15 protein-coding genes and 1 pseudogene are annotated in these 13,954 nt (G+C 64.7%); 11 read left to right on the top strand and 5 right to left on the bottom strand.

Going from position 1 to position 13,954, the window contains the following annotated elements:
- The 6 genes and pseudogenes from AC5Y5C_RS14400 to AC5Y5C_RS14425 all read left to right on the top strand — a co-directional run.
- Positions 1–577, top strand: a pseudogene (locus AC5Y5C_RS14400) (mammalian cell entry protein); the annotation flags it as partial.
- Between the two features lie 26 nt (positions 578–603).
- A complete protein-coding gene (locus AC5Y5C_RS14405) occupies positions 604–1,347 on the top strand; it encodes an SIR2 family NAD-dependent protein deacylase (RefSeq protein WP_499973280.1) in 744 nt (247 codons plus the stop codon).
- Positions 1,348–1,373: 26 nt separating this feature from the next.
- Entirely contained in the window at positions 1,374–2,246 is an 873-nt protein-coding gene (locus tag AC5Y5C_RS14410) for a P1 family peptidase (protein WP_499973282.1), read from the top strand.
- Positions 2,247–2,427: 181 nt separating this feature from the next.
- Positions 2,428–3,561: a phosphotransferase gene (locus tag AC5Y5C_RS14415; RefSeq protein ID WP_499973284.1), complete on the top strand. Its 1,134-nt coding sequence runs from the start codon at positions 2,428–2,430 to the stop codon at positions 3,559–3,561.
- Between the two features lie 11 nt (positions 3,562–3,572).
- A complete protein-coding gene (locus tag AC5Y5C_RS14420; protein ID WP_499973287.1) occupies positions 3,573–4,472 on the top strand; it encodes a TIGR03619 family F420-dependent LLM class oxidoreductase in 900 nt (299 codons plus the stop codon).
- The gene (locus AC5Y5C_RS14425; RefSeq protein ID WP_499973289.1) at positions 4,465–5,382 is read left to right on the top strand and encodes an SDR family NAD(P)-dependent oxidoreductase; all 918 of its coding nucleotides are present in this window, start codon (positions 4,465–4,467) and stop codon (positions 5,380–5,382) included. The genes AC5Y5C_RS14420 and AC5Y5C_RS14425 overlap by 8 nt, the downstream gene beginning before the upstream one ends.
- 36 nt (positions 5,383–5,418) lie before the next feature.
- Here AC5Y5C_RS14425 and AC5Y5C_RS14430 read toward each other — a convergent pair whose 3' ends face one another.
- Positions 5,419–6,306, bottom strand: coding sequence for an SDR family NAD(P)-dependent oxidoreductase (locus tag AC5Y5C_RS14430; RefSeq protein WP_499973291.1), 888 nt, complete (start codon positions 6,304–6,306; stop codon positions 5,419–5,421).
- Between the two features lie 127 nt (positions 6,307–6,433).
- On the opposite strand from AC5Y5C_RS14430, the gene AC5Y5C_RS14435 reads away from it, so the two are divergent.
- Positions 6,434–7,030, top strand: coding sequence for a TetR/AcrR family transcriptional regulator (locus AC5Y5C_RS14435; RefSeq protein ID WP_499973293.1), 597 nt, complete (start codon positions 6,434–6,436; stop codon positions 7,028–7,030).
- A gap of 12 nt (positions 7,031–7,042) precedes the next feature.
- Here AC5Y5C_RS14435 and AC5Y5C_RS14440 read toward each other — a convergent pair whose 3' ends face one another.
- Together AC5Y5C_RS14440 and AC5Y5C_RS14445 are read right to left on the bottom strand one after the other, a co-directional pair.
- Complete coding sequence (locus AC5Y5C_RS14440; protein ID WP_499974523.1) at positions 7,043–7,234, bottom strand: PASTA domain-containing protein; 192 nt, start codon at positions 7,232–7,234, stop codon at positions 7,043–7,045.
- A gap of 110 nt (positions 7,235–7,344) precedes the next feature.
- Positions 7,345–8,883: an acyl-CoA synthetase gene (locus tag AC5Y5C_RS14445; RefSeq protein ID WP_499973294.1), complete on the bottom strand. Its 1,539-nt coding sequence runs from the start codon at positions 8,881–8,883 to the stop codon at positions 7,345–7,347.
- A 144-nt stretch (positions 8,884–9,027) separates the two neighbouring features.
- Between AC5Y5C_RS14445 and AC5Y5C_RS14450 the strand changes: the two genes are divergently transcribed.
- The 3 genes from AC5Y5C_RS14450 to AC5Y5C_RS14460 all read left to right on the top strand — a co-directional run bounded on the left by AC5Y5C_RS14450 (position 9,028) and on the right by AC5Y5C_RS14460 (position 11,166).
- On the top strand, positions 9,028–9,183 hold the full coding sequence (locus tag AC5Y5C_RS14450) for a hypothetical protein (protein WP_499973296.1): 156 nt from the start codon (positions 9,028–9,030) through the stop codon (positions 9,181–9,183).
- Positions 9,184–9,187: 4 nt separating this feature from the next.
- On the top strand, positions 9,188–10,318 hold the full coding sequence (locus AC5Y5C_RS14455) for a YeiH family protein (RefSeq protein ID WP_499973298.1): 1,131 nt from the start codon (positions 9,188–9,190) through the stop codon (positions 10,316–10,318).
- Positions 10,319–10,446: 128 nt separating this feature from the next.
- Complete coding sequence (locus AC5Y5C_RS14460) at positions 10,447–11,166, top strand: DUF2275 domain-containing protein (protein WP_499973300.1); 720 nt, start codon at positions 10,447–10,449, stop codon at positions 11,164–11,166.
- Here the strand turns inward: AC5Y5C_RS14460 and AC5Y5C_RS14465 are convergent.
- Positions 11,155–12,564: a PepSY-associated TM helix domain-containing protein gene (locus tag AC5Y5C_RS14465; RefSeq protein WP_499973302.1), complete on the bottom strand. Its 1,410-nt coding sequence runs from the start codon at positions 12,562–12,564 to the stop codon at positions 11,155–11,157. The two genes, AC5Y5C_RS14460 and AC5Y5C_RS14465, sit on opposite strands and share 12 nt — an antisense overlap.
- Positions 12,565–12,640: 76 nt before the next feature.
- Between AC5Y5C_RS14465 and sigC the strand changes: the two genes are divergently transcribed.
- The gene (sigC, locus tag AC5Y5C_RS14470; RefSeq protein WP_499973303.1) at positions 12,641–13,192 is read left to right on the top strand and encodes an RNA polymerase sigma factor SigC; all 552 of its coding nucleotides are present in this window, start codon (positions 12,641–12,643) and stop codon (positions 13,190–13,192) included.
- A gap of 79 nt (positions 13,193–13,271) precedes the next feature.
- Here the strand turns inward: sigC and AC5Y5C_RS14475 are convergent, their stop codons facing one another.
- Positions 13,272–13,934, bottom strand: coding sequence for an NAD(P)H-binding protein (locus tag AC5Y5C_RS14475; RefSeq protein ID WP_499973305.1), 663 nt, complete (start codon positions 13,932–13,934; stop codon positions 13,272–13,274).
- Positions 13,935–13,954 lie beyond the last annotated feature (20 nt).

Consider the following 13,954-nt stretch of genomic DNA (forward strand, 5'->3'; position numbering starts at 1 on the left):
GGGTGTGATCCAGTCTTTGCAGGGCGATCAGGCCTCGATCACCGCGCTGGTGGATCAAACTTCTACGTTGACAAAGACATTCGCGGGCCGTGATCAGGTTCTGGGCAATGTGATCACCAGTTTGAGTACCGTGACGGGTAACTTGGCGCAGCAGAACGACAGTCTCGACAAGGCCATCACCAACACCAGGAAAGTGGTGGCCGACTTCGACTCTCGCCGCCCCGAGCTGGTCGACTCGGTGGGCTCGCTGGCACACAATCTGCACCGTCTCTCGGCAATAGCGAACGATATCTCGCCAGCGTCAGATGAGATCATTACTCGCCAACCCGGCTTCGCCAGACACATGGTCGAAATCGAGCCGAAACTGGCCTTCCTCGGCGGTAACCTGCCGCTGCTGCTCAAGGGCCTGGCCCGCATCACCGGTGACGGCGCCTACGGCAACGCCCACTTCTGCGATCTGAACATCACCGGCTTCTTCCCGGGCCTGAACGACGTGGTGCCGATCATCGTCAACGCGGCAACCCCAGGCAACGTCACCCAACACACCCCGCGATGCAGGAACCTCGCCGATGGATAGACCCGTCGTATAGCAAAATGGCTGTTGTGACACAGGTACCCGAGGCGCTAGTGGCCGCCGCGACGAAGGCACGCACTGTCACGGTGCTCACCGGCGCGGGCATGTCCGCCGAGAGCGGACTGCCCACCTTCCGCGACGCTCAGACGGGACTGTGGTCGAAGTACGATCCGATGACTCTGGCGACACCGGAAGCCTGGAACGAGGACCCGGGGCTCGTGTGGGCGTGGTATCAGAATCGACGCATCCAACTGATGGCCGTGCAGCCCAATGACGGGCATCGTGCCTTGGCGCAGTGGGGATCTCATCGCGATGTCCGGATCGTCACGCAGAACGTCGATGACCTCCACGAGCGCGCCGGCAGCACGGAAGTCACCCACGTTCACGGCAGCCTGCTCAAATCTCATTGCGACACCTGCCAGACCGGTTTTGACGTCAGTGTCGCGGTACCCGAATCCGAGCGGGTTGCTCCGCCCGGCTGCGATTGCGGCGGCAGAGTCCGGCCGAGCATCGTGTGGTTCGGGGAGATGCTGCCCGAGGTCGAGTTCGGGCATGCCGTCGCACATGCGCAGAACTGCGAATTGATGCTGCTCATCGGGACCTCCGGCATCGTGTATCCGGCCGCGGGCCTGCCGCAGTTGGCACTGAGTCGCGGGACGACGGTTGTCGAGATCAACCCACATGAGACCGACCTATCCGATCGTGCGGATCTCGTCTGGCGGGCCACCGCTGCCACGGCGCTGCCGGCACTGGTGGAGGCGCTGTCGCTCTAAGAGCGGGCTGAGTACCGTTGGCCTGTATGGGAAACACGCGAAGTATCGGCATCCCCCGAGTGGGTGTGGGGCACTGGACCAATGATGTAGCGGAGACCGGCTGTACCGTCATTTCCCTGCCGCCGGGCACGTGCGCGTCGTGCGAGGTGCGTGGTGGTGCGCCGGCCTCCCGCGAGCTCGCCGCCTTGGCTCCGGACAAGTCGGTGGTCGCGATCGACGCGGTGGTGCTGACGGGCGGTTCCGCCTTCGGGCTCGCCGCCGCCGACGGCGCCATGCGGTTCCTCGAGGAGTCGGGCAGGGGGGTGCCCACGCCGGGTGGGCTCGTCCCGGTGATTCCCACGCTTGCGCTCTTCGATCTGGCGGTCGGAGAAGCCTCGGTTCGCCCCACCGCAGACGACGGATATGCGGCGGCGCGAGACTCGGCCGACGGGCAACATTTCCAGGTTGGGCGAGTCGGCGCGGGTACCGGCGCCTACACCTCGCACTGGCGCGGCCCGGACGGACGCCGGCATGGCGGTATCCGGTACGCCGAGGTTGCTGCCCAGGGGGTGATCGTCGGTGCGCTGGTGGCGGTAAACGCCTACGGCGACGTCGACCAGGGTGGGCAGGACGTGTCGCTGGATCCGGTGGTGGCCCTGTCTGAGGTTTTCGGATTCGGCGATTCGCGTCAGCACACCACGATTGGCGTGGTCATCACCAACGCCCAGCTCGGCAAGGTGGGCTGCCATATCGTCAGCCAGGGCGCGCATGATGGACTATCGCGTGCGATCACGCCGCCGCACACGCGATTTGACGGTGACGCCTTCATTGCCGCCGCAACCGGGCAGGTGCCCGCGCATGTCGATGTGGTGCGGTTGATGGCCCTTGACGCGGTGGCGCGCGCGATCCGTTCTAGCTGAATACACATATTGAGGTGATTTTGTCGCGCGTAGCTGGGCGCTAACCCGTGGTCTTCCATAACCGTGCCCAGCGAGCCGCGCGCTCAAACCCACCCTTGCGCCGGATGCGTTATTTCGGATAACGTATCTGTTGAGGCGAGGATTCAACTCAATGTCGAGATGAATTCGAATGGAGGCGTGGGTGTTTGGGGCCGTCCGAGCTGCGGGATCACTGGTCGACCAGTCCGCCCGGTACGTCGTGGACCGCGCGCTTCCCGCCCGCACTATGCCGAAGACGGCCCAGGATGTCACCCCTGTATGGATGGCAACGGCCCTGGGATTTCGGCCGGGAGACGTCGAACGCGTCACCGTCGCCGACGAGCATCACGGCACCGCGAGCCGCGCTCGTCTCGCCATCGAATACCGAACACCGGGCATCGGTCCGGAGACGATCTTCCTCAAGTTTGCGCCCACTGCCTTCGTCGGTCGGCTGTTCCTGAACGCCCTCGGGCTCGGTGAGCGGGAAATCGACATCTACCGGAAAATACTGCCCGAGGTACCCGAGGTCGCCCCGAAAGGCTATGTCACTCAGTGGGATCGTCGTCGTGGTCGGGGAGTGCTGCTCATCGAAGACCTCGCCGCCCGCGGCTGCCGGCTCGATGACGTTCGCGCGGGCTGCGCGCCACAGGACGCCAGCCGGGTTCTCGCCACCCTCGCGGCGTTGCATGCTCGCTTTTGGAACAGTCTCCGTTTCGGGGGCGACCTGCACTGCCTCATCAACTCCGGGGCCCAGCGCGCCATCGCCGAGCAAGTGAAGGCGGCCGCACTGAAACGCTCGATTAACGGTGTGCCGCAGGATGTTCAGAAGGACGCTCGAATGCTGGACCAACGCGGTGATGCGGTGGACACCTTCTGGGCAGGCATGCCCGGGACGCTGACACACGGCGATACCCACCTGGGCAACATCTTCTTCAACCCGGACGGTAGCGCCGGCTTCTTCGACTGGCAGGTGGCTACCCGTGCTCCGGCAATACGGGACGTCGCGTACTTCCTGATCTCCTCGCTGACTCCGGGTATCGCACGGTCCCATGAACGCGAGCTGCTCGACGAGTATCGGGGACGCCTGGCAGAGCACGGCGGCCCGGATCTGGATCGCCGCGAGCTGTGGGAGCTGCACCGTGCAGCGGCCACCCATTTCTACATCGGCGCCATCGTCACCGCGGCCTTCGGGGATCGCTTGCAGGCAGGTGATATTGCCCGTGTCGGTGTCGAACGGGCCGTCGCTGCCGTCACGGCGCTCGACTCGTTCGACGTCCTAAGCCGTTTCCTCAACTGATCGGAGCACTCATGCGTTTCGGTGTCGCGCTACCGCACTTCTCACATCTGGCCGCGCCCGGTCCGATCACCGAGATCACCCGCGCCGCAGAAGACAGCGGCTACCACTCGGTGTGGGCAAGTGATCACGTGATCGTGCCCGCGGAAACACCCTTCCTGCCCGATGAACTGACCGAAATTCTGGCCACCCTGGCCTACCTCGCCGGTAAGACCACTCGGGTCACCCTGGGGACCAGTGTTCTTGTCTCGCCGTACCGCCCGGCGGTGTTCACCGCGAAATACCTGTCGACACTCGACGTCCTCGCGGAGGGACGGCTTGCCGTCGCCGTCGGGGTGGGTCGACTCGAGCCCGAATTTAAGGCGCTCGGAATAGCTTTCACTGACAAGTGGTCGCGGACCGATGAGGACCTCCGTGTCTGGCAGGACTTGTGGACTTCCGACACCTCGAGCTTCGACGGTCAGTGGACGAGTTATCACGACATCCGGATGTTCCCCAAGGGGCACGCAGGCCGGAACGGGCCGCCGGTCTACTTCGGCGGAGGCGGGCCACGCGCCATCCGCCGGGCGGCGCGCGCCGACGGATGGCACCCCATCGTGCTGGGTGCACCCGAACCGCCGTCGGAGATTTCTCAATACGTGCAGGCGTGCCGTGACGCCGGGCGCCCGCGGGGCCAGGTGCAGGTGCGGTACATGGCGGGATATCCGACCGTCGACGTCGACGCCTGGCCATTCAGCGGTGACCCCGACAAGCGCCGCCGACAGGCACAGCGTTTCGCCGAAGCCGGCGTGGACGAACTGATCATCGACGCCACCATGCTTGCTCTGTCGAATCTCTCAGCAGGACATATTACTTCGCTCCTCGAGCGATTCGCACATGAAGTCATCGAACCGATGGGAGCAGCCAATGAATGACATCCGATTCGACGGGCGGGTGGCGATCGTCACGGGTGCGGGCGGTGGGCTCGGGCGCGAGTACGCGCTGCTGCTCGCCGGCCGAGGTGCCAAAGTCGTTGTCAACGATATCGGTTCGCCCGACGAGCTTCTCGGCACGGGAAGCTCCGATAGCCCCGCCAATTCGGTGGTCGCCGAGATTCAAGCGCTCGGCGGTGAAGCGATCGCTGACACGAATACTGTCGCCACTGGGGATGGTGGACGTGCCATCGTCGGAACCGCACTGGACGCATGGGGTCGGGTCGACATCGTCATCAACAACGCGGGAATCATCGGGCCTATCAAGACATTCGCCGAACTCACCGATGAGGATGTCGATACCGTGCTCGGTGTTCAGCTGCGTGGGCCGTTCAACGTGTTGCGCCCGGCATGGAAGGCGATGGTCGACAAGGGATACGGACGGATCCTGAACATCTCCTCCAGCAGCATGTTCGGACAGGGTGAGGCCTGCACCTATCCGACGGCCAAGGCCGGAATGATCGGTATGACAACGAACTTGGGACTTGCTGGACCGGCGTACGGCATCAAGGTGAACGCGCTGCTTCCGGTGGGGTTCACGCGGATGGTGGAGAACATGCCCGAGCCGGCGCTGACCTGGCTTCGCGACACGTTTCCCGCCGCAGCCGTGGCGCCGGTGGCGGCCTTCCTGGTTTCTGCGGAGGTTCCATGTTCCGGTGTCAGTTTCAGTGCGGGCGGTGGGCGATTCGCGCGGGTGTTCCTTGGCGAGACGTACGGAGTTACCTCCGCGCAGCTCACCATCGAGCAGGTGCGCGACAGATTCGAGGCGGCCATGGAAACGGCCGGTGGCGTTACCGTTGCCAACGTTGGTGACGAACTCGCACTCTACGCAGCCGCGTTGGCGAAGCAGTGACGCCTCACGCCGGATAAGCCACGAAATGATCGCCTCCTAGAGACCCACGAGATCACCGGATCGCCGCCACAGCTCCTGCTGGGCTTGTTGGTCCGAGCGGATCCGGACGGCGGGTAGCGCGCCGAGGCCGGGGGTCGAGGTGAAGAACTGCCCAGTGGTCGTCGAGAGGTCGTCGTCGAGCACCAACCGGATGCCCATACGGGCTCCCTGATCGGGGCGCCGCACGAACGGTGTGCGCGAGGCCAGACCTGCCGCGGTGGTAAGGATGCGGCTGTCCCGAACCAGTCCCGTCGACACCATGCCGGGGCAGAAGCAGTTGGCCGTCACGTCGGTGCCCTCGAGCCGTTGAGCGAGTTCCTGGGTGAACAGGATGTTCATCAGTTTGGACTGTCCGTACCGGACCTCGGAGCCGATCGCGTTGTAGCGCCTCGGCTCGGCGAATCGCTCCAAGTCGATGCGTGGCCATGAGCGATGCGCTTCGGACGCGGTGATGACGATGCGTGCCCGATCCGCGGCGATGATCGATTCGAGCAGCAGGTTGGTCAGTAGAAACGGGCCGAGGTGGTTGGTCGCCGTCATCAGGTCAAAGCCGTCCACGCTGGGCTTGCCGGACAGCGAGTGCATGCCTGCGTTGTTCACCAGCGTATCGATCCGGGGGTGCGTTTCGGCGACCTCGCGGGCCGCTGCCCGCACCGACTCGAGATCGGCGAGGTCGGCTTGGATGTACTCCGGTGCCGTGATCGCGCCGTTCTCGGCCGCTAGTTCGCGGATGGTTGCGGTGGCCTTGTCCGGGTCCCGGGCCAGCAGGGTCAGCATCGCCCCGCGCCGCACCAGAGCACGGGCAATCTCCTTGCCGATCCCATTCGTCGCACCGGTGATGACGATCCGTGAACCGGCGATCGGGCGATCCGGGTATGTGTTCATTCCCCTCCTCAGTGAGTGAACCTTGCGTATTCAAATACAAGCTGTATGTGAATGCAGTGAGCATCCCAATGGGGTGCTGTCGTGTCAAGGGCCCTGATGGCCGAGCAGGTGTCGGTACATTGACCTGGTGCCGAAACGCCTCAGCCGAATGGAGTCACAGGAGCTGACTCGCGCCAAGCTGATTGAGTCGGCAACGCAGCTGTATTTGCAGAATGGATATGCGGCGACATCCACGGATCAGGTGGCTGAGGCGGCAGGGTTCAGTCGGGGCGCTCTGTACTCGAACTTCAAGAGCAAAGAGGACCTGGCGCTCGCCGTTCTCGACACGCATACGGAAGAGCAGTTCCAGGAGATCATGGCGGTGGCCGCTGATATGCCACCCGAGCGGTTCACCCGTTTTGAGACCTGGTTGACCAAGTCCATGGGGGATCGGCGGTGGGCATTACTCAAATCCGAAGTCGCACTGTCGGGCCGGGCCAACCCCGAACTGCGTCAGCAGCTCGCCGCGAGAGACCAAATGGCCAGGCAAGCTCTCGCGGCCCTGCTGGGGCACCTGGAGGCAGAAAGCGGAAATCCGCTGCCGGCGCCACCGGATACCCTGGCGCGCGCAATTCTCGCGTTGGCTAAGGGAATAGCGATCGAGGGATTGGTCGATGACGACCTTTCGCCTGACTGGATCATCGACCTGCTCAAGAAGAGCCTACCGCGGGCGATACTCGAATAGTGTTGTCGCGCCTTATATCCCGAAGGTCAGAGTGATCTTGGCTCCCGGCACAAGGTGCGCCCCGGCCGAGGGATCTTGCGCGATAATCCGGGATTTCTGATGGGCGTCATCGACGGGAACCTCTTTGGTCGCGACGCTCACTCGGCCCAACTTACGCAAAATCGGGTTCACATCGGTCCACTGCAACCCGACCAGCTGGGGCATGACGCCCGGCTGAATCGATGGGACGGTGGTACTCGATGGTCCTTGCTGAGTGGCGGGCATCGAGCATCCTCCGAGCAGCCCCCCGGCGATGCAGATCGCGGCCACTATTCTCATCGAGCCCCTTCCCAATACTTCTGGCGCAGCAGTCCTTTGGCCAGCTTACCGGTGGGGGTGCGCGGAAGGGTATCGGTGAAGTCGAAGCTGCGTGGCACCTTGTATCGGGCGATCCGTTCGCGCAGGAACTCGGTGAGCTCGGCGGCGAGCGCCTCCCGATTTGCTGACGGGTCGGCGGGCTGCACCACGGCCTTGACCGATTCGCCCATCTCGGCGTCGGGCACCCCGATGACGGCGACATCGAACACCTCAGGGTGTAATGCCAGGGAATTCTCGATCTCCTGCGGGTAGATGTTGACACCCCCGGAGATGATCATGAACGCCTTGCGGTCGGTGAGAAACAAGAATCCGTCGCCGTCGACGTACCCGATATCGCCCGTCGTCGTCCACGTGCTGTGCGTGGGATGGCAAGCACCACGGGTCTTTTCGTCGTCATTGTGATACGTGAAGGGTAACTCCTCGCGTTCGAAGTACACCAGCCCGGCCTCGCCGGTCGGCAGTTCGGCACCCTCTTCGTCGCAGATATGCAGCACCCCGAGTGCGGGGCTGCCGACCGAACCCGGGCGTTTGAGCCAGTTTTCGCAGTCGATGAAGGTGACGCCATTGCCTTCCGTCGACGAGTAGTACTCGTAGAGGATCGGCCCCCACCAGTCGATCATCGAATGCTTCACCTCGACCGGGCAGGGCGCGGCGGCATGGATTGCGACCTTCAGAGTGGAGACATCGTGCTGGTCACGAATTTCCTTGGGCAACTTAAGCATCCGCACGAACATCGTGGGCACCCATTGGCTGTGGGTAATGCGATACCGCTCGATCGCGGCCAGGGCGGCCTCGGGATCGAAACGTTCCATCACCACCACGGTGCCGCCCATCGATTGCACAAAACCGGAGAAGCGCAGCGGGGCCGCGTGATACGCGGGAGCGGGGGACAGGTACACCGTGTCGGCATCGAAGCCGTAGAGATGCGCGAAGAGCATGGACAGCGGGTTGGGCTCGTCGACCTGCCGGTTCGTCAGTGGCACCTTGATTCCCTTGGGGCGCCCAGTGGTTCCCGAGGAATACAGCATGTCCGATCCCGCGGGCTGGGAGGGCAGCGGTTCGCGTGCCGCGCCGGCGAGGGCGTCTTCGTATGAGTCGTAGCCGGTCACCTCTCCGCCGAAAGCGAGGCGCAGCGTTACCGCCGGGATATCCCCGAGAATCGCCGCGGCCTGTTCACGCACACCGGCGGCGGCGACGAGTGCGGTGGACCCCGAGTCGTTGATGATGTAGCTGATTTCCGCCGGAGCCAGATGATGATTCACCGCGGTGATGTAGAGGCCCGACCGCAGGGCAGCCCAGTACACGACGAACACCTCGGGGACGTTGTCGCTGAGCAGGGCAACATGATCGCCCGTGCGCAGCCCGCTGTCGTACCAATGCCGGGCCAGCCGTCGGGACTGCTCGTCCAATTCTCCGTAGGTGAGCGTGGTCCCGGAACCTGCCATCACGACGGCGGGTTTGTCGGGGAACTGGGCGGCGTGGGTACCTGGATACACGGACGAGGACCTTCCGACGGCGTTGTCTGCGGGCGTCGTCGACTGTACTTGACAGGGTGTCAAGTTTTGATGCCGCACCCCGCCTCGACTCAATGCGAGCGGATGTCTTGTGAGCCTGGTGGCGCCCCACGAAGATTCTGGTCCGTGACCGACGAACAGCCCGGCGCCGCGGCACCCGCCGACGGCCAGCCCGCGACCTCTCTCCTCGCGCGCATCGGCGTCGACTGGTGGGCAACCATCATCGCCGGTGCGATCGCGCTACTCGCGGTGGCCAACGTGCTGCCCAAGATTCCGTGGTGACCCGATGACGTCAAAGACCGAGACGCAGACCGCCGACGACGCCTACGACAACCCTGAGGCGAGCTTCACCTCCACCCGTCCTCTCGACTACGTACCCGGCATCCTGCTGCTCGTCGGTGTGGGTCTACTAGGCAAGTACGCGCAGATCTGGTGGAAGGACCTGGCGAAGGCACAGCACTGGACCGTCCCCGACGTCGAATATGTGTTGTGGGCCATCGTGATCGGCCTGCTGATCACCAACACCATCGGGCTGCATCGCATCTTCCGGCCCGGCGTGCAGACGTATGAGTTCTGGCTTAAGATCGGCATCGTCGCGCTGGGTGCACGGTTCGTGCTGGGCGATGTCCTCAAATTGGGTGGCACCAGTCTGGTGCAGATCCTGATCGACATGACGGTCGCGGGCGCTATCATTCTGCTGGCGGCCAAGTGGTTTGGTCTGAGCGGCAAGCTGGGATCTCTGCTGGCCATCGGAACCTCGATCTGCGGGGTATCGGCCATCATCGCGGCTAAAGGCGCCATCCGAGCGCGCAATTCGGATGTCAGCTACGCCATCGCCGCTATCCTTGCGCTCGGTGCGGTGGCGCTGTTCACTCTGCCGGCGATCGGCCACGGGCTGGGCCTGACCGACTACGAGTTCGGACTGTGGGCCGGCCTGGCCGTCGACAACACCGCCGAGACCGTCGCCACCGGACGTCTCTACTCCGAGCATGCCGGCGACATCGCGACGGTGGTCAAATCCACGCGCAACGCGCTCATCGGATTCGTGGTGCTCGGGTTCGCTCTTTACTGGGCGGCCCGGGGCGAGGCGGACACCCTCGCGCCGGGGATCAAGGCCAAGGCCGCGTTCGTATGGGACAAGTTCCCGAAGTTCGTGCTGGGCTTCCTGGCGGTGTCCACCGTCGTCACTCTCGGGTGGCTGACTAAGGGCCAAGTCAACAACCTCGTGAACGTCTCCAAGTGGGCATTTCTGCTGACCTTCGCCGGGGTGGGACTGAACACCAACTTCCGGGAAATCGCCCGCAGTGGCTGGCGTCCGCTTGTGGTCGCGGTAATCGGTCTCGTGGTCGTGGCTGCGGTGTCTCTGGGCCTGGTTCTGTTGACCTCGCGGGTGTTCGGGTGGGGAGCGCACGTATAGATCCCCTGCGGCCGCGCTGAAGATGGTGACCATGCAGCGGACTCGAATCAGCTGCTCGCGGCGCTTTAGGCGCCCGCAGATCAGGGGGTCTTTACACCCAACTTCACGCGATAGGCGACGATGGAGCGGTGAACTGTCAGGAAGTGCGCGAGCAGCTGTCGGCGTGGGTCGACGGTGAGCAGGCAAGCGTCGCGCGCAAGCGTCTGGATGAGCATGTGCTCTCCTGCGCGTCCTGCCGGGAATGGCTGGGGCGGGCACGGGGGCTGGACCGTCAGTTCGCCTACGCGCGTTCGGCTCCGACCCACGACCTGACCGGGCAGATCTTGGCTGCCGCCGCTGTCGAACCCCTCACCCGTACGGCCCGGTATGCGCACTGGGCCCGTCACAACATCAACCGGTGCGCGCTGGTGCTCATCGGGCTGCTCCAGCTCGGTGTAGCCGGTATGCAGGTCGCCGGCATCGACTTCGGAATGGTGTCCTCGCATCACCACGGTGCGATGACCGGTGCGCACCTGATGAACGAATCCACCGCCTGGGTGGTGGCCCTCGGTGTGGCCATGGTGATCGCCGGTGTACGTCCCGCCGCCGCAGCCGGAATGGCAACAGTGCTGGGCGCATTCGCGCTTGTACTGACCGGATATGTCATCAACGATGCCGTCAATGGCCAGGTCACGCTGGCGCGCATCATCAGTCATTCGCCGGTGCTACTCGGATTGATCTTCGCGCTGCTGGTCCTGCGCGACTACCGCGCCGGACGCACTCCGCCCAATCAGCACCGTGCCGTGTTCCTTGATGAAGTGGCTTCGGGGGAGCGGCATCTGCGCTCCACGGATAACTCAGCCGCCTGATACCCCGGCCCGGCGGGCGGCCACGAACCCCCATACGAGGTCGATGGCGAGGAACACGGCCAGCGAGATTCCCAGCAGCGGCGTGAACCAGCCAATCCCGATGACCACCACGGCAAGGGCCAGCAGCTCCAGCGGCTTGAGGGCGAGCAAACCGCCGCGTCGCGGGGGCACCGGCCAGCGCTTGCTCGTGGTCGGGCGCCTGCGCCACCACATCAGGTAGCCGCGCGTGATGACAGTGATGAGCCCAATCACAATGAGCGCCACCAATATCTGGTTCGGGATCCCGAACAGGATGCCCATATGGCCGTCGATCGCCCACTCGGTCGACTTCTGCAGTAGCGACCAGTCGGCGAAATTGCTGCGCCCGGTGATCTCCCCGTTGGCTGGATTCACCGTGACGGCATCGAGGTAGGTAGGGAGATCGCGCTTGCGCTCCGATACCAGCCAGGCCGTGTTGGCCTCGGGAGGTGGCGTCATCCACAACGGGCCGCGCAGCCCGGCTTCGCGCACCGTCTGCAGTACCGTGTTGACGCCGGCGAGCGGATCGCCTGTTGATGTGGGGACGGCGCCGTGGTGTTCGTGTCCGGTCATCGGCTTGGCTACCGTCGGGTCGAGCTCCGTGGACAGTGCGGGCCGGATCGCCTGGGTGATGTTGCCAATATTGGTGCCCGCATACCGCGACCAGGTGAGGCCGGTCACCGAAAGCGCCAGCAGTCCAACGACTATCCAGATACCGATGGCGCCGTGCCACGTCAATCTGCGACGGCGTGGGGTGGCGTCGCGATCGGGGAGGGCGATCCTGCTCAGCCGCCCGGTGCGGCGGCGATAGCCGATCCACAGGAACAGTCCGCCGAGAGCGACCACCCACAGCCAGCTGGCAGCGAGCTCGCTGTAGTTGCGCCCGAACGCGTCCAGATGCAGGTTCCGGTGAAGTTCGTCGAACCAGGCGCGCACCGGCAGCCACTCACCGTACGTGGTCAATGTTCCGCGGATCTGCCCGTTGTAGGGGTCGACGAATACCGTGCGCGAGTAATCGGCGGGAACGTCGGCGTTGTCGGGGACGGCCAGCACCACCCGGGTGGTGTCGTCGGGGAGTGCTGGTGGGCGGATGGACGTCACCGTGCCTGCCGGCTGTGCCGCCGTTGCCGCCGCCACCTGTTGAGACATCGGCAGCTGCTGGGATCCGACGGAATCGACCTTGAGCTCGTGTCGGTACACCGCGGCGTCGACCTGCCCCACCAGTGCGTATGCGAGCCCGGTCAGCGCTGCAACCAGCAGGAATGGTCCGACCAGCAGCCCTGCATAAAAGTGCAGGCGCAACACGATCGGTGCGAATCGTCCCCACACGCTGTCGGGTTGGGACTCTTGAGCCTCCGGCCGATCCTCGGTATATGTCACGGGAGATTGGTCGGATGAAACAGCTAAAGAGTTCCCGCTGTTCACCCCGGAAGGTCTACGACATAGAGTAGGAGTCGTGGCCACCGGCACCGACGACGAGCAGCTACTTGAGCTTGCGCTGTCCGCCGGTCGTGGTGACCAATCCGCCCTCGAATCTCTGGTGAAGGCAACCCAGTCCGACGTGTGGCGATTCGTCGCCTATCTGGCCGATACCGGTGTCGCCGACGATCTCACCCAGGAGACGTACCTGAGGGCACTCGGCGCCCTCCCACGCTTCGCCGGACGCTCGACGGTGCGCACCTGGCTGCTGTCCATCGCGCGCCGCGTGGTGGCCGACCACATTCGCCACCTGAAGTCTCGGCCGCGTATCGCACACGGGGCCGATCTCGAGGAAGCCTCACTGCGTCGCCCGGCGCACCGGTTCGAGGAGTTGGTGGAACTCAAGGCGCTTCTCGCCGCGCTCGATGATGATCGACGCGAGGCGTTGGTGCTGACCCAGGTTGTCGGGTTGTCCTACGCGGAGACGGCCGACGTGTGCGGCTGTGCGATCGGCACCATCCGGTCGCGGGTGGCCCGTGCCCGCGACGAGCTGATCGGCTGGGCCGAGCCCGAGAATTTGACCGGCTAGCGCGACAAGCGCTCGGCGATCTCCCGGAGGTTGGCCTCCATTCCCGCGCCAGTCCTGAGGGGCCGGGACCGAGCCTGCTCTAGAGTGCGTGCACCGCGCTGGGGATCGGGGTGGCCCCCTCGGTGAGAAACAGGATGTCGTGCGCCGAGTTCGGCGCGGTCAGCAGTTCGGCGGTCACCGCCGCTACGTCGGCGCGGGGTACCGAACCACGCTCAATCCTGCTCGCCGACAAGGTGACCGAACCGGTGGGCTCCTGGTCGGTGAGCAGACCGGGACGCAGGACGGTCCAATCCAGGCCGTCACGAGCGCGCAGGTCCTCCTCGGCGGCCGTCTTGGCGATCACGTAGGCGATCCACGACTCGTCACCTTCGGTTGGCGGGGGTTCACCGGCGCCGAAAGCGCTGATCTGAATGAATCGGCGCACCTGCGCATGCTCCGCGGCGTCGGCGAGTAGTACGGCGGCGGCGCGGTCCACGGTGTCCTTGCGTGCTGGACCGCTGCCCGGTCCGGCGCCCGCAGCGAAGACGGCCGCATCGGCCCCCGCCAGGGCGTCGGCGACTGTTCTCACGTCGGCCGATTCCAGGTCGAGAACCAGCGGTTGCCCGCCCCATGCCCGGACATCGGCGGCATGGTCAGGATTGCGAATCAGCGCGACGGCGGCATCGCCACGCGCAGCGAGCAGGCGGATCAGATGCGCGGCGATCTGTCCGTGGCCACCGGCGATGACGACTTTCTGCGGCATGGTGTTCCTCTCGTAAGTCC

The sequence above is a fragment of the Mycobacterium sp. NGS15 genome, assembly GCF_059813245.1.

Bases quoted from the DNA above. Each gene is read 5' to 3' on its own strand.
- AC5Y5C_RS14430 (WP_499973291.1), bottom strand. From the start codon at position 6,306: ATGAACACATACCCGGATCGCCCGATCGCCGGTTCACGGATCGTCATC.
- AC5Y5C_RS14475 (WP_499973305.1), bottom strand. From the start codon at position 13,934: ATGCCGCAGAAAGTCGTCATCGCCGGTGGCCACGGACAGATCGCCGCG.
- AC5Y5C_RS14420 (WP_499973287.1), top strand. From the start codon at position 3,573: ATGCGTTTCGGTGTCGCGCTACCGCACTTCTCACATCTGGCCGCGCCC.
- AC5Y5C_RS14425 (WP_499973289.1), top strand. From the start codon at position 4,465: ATGAATGACATCCGATTCGACGGGCGGGTGGCGATCGTCACGGGTGCG.
- AC5Y5C_RS14410 (WP_499973282.1), top strand. From the start codon at position 1,374: ATGGGAAACACGCGAAGTATCGGCATCCCCCGAGTGGGTGTGGGGCAC.
- AC5Y5C_RS14440 (WP_499974523.1), bottom strand. From the start codon at position 7,234: ATGCCCCAGCTGGTCGGGTTGCAGTGGACCGATGTGAACCCGATTTTG.
- AC5Y5C_RS14455 (WP_499973298.1), top strand. From the start codon at position 9,188: ATGACGTCAAAGACCGAGACGCAGACCGCCGACGACGCCTACGACAAC.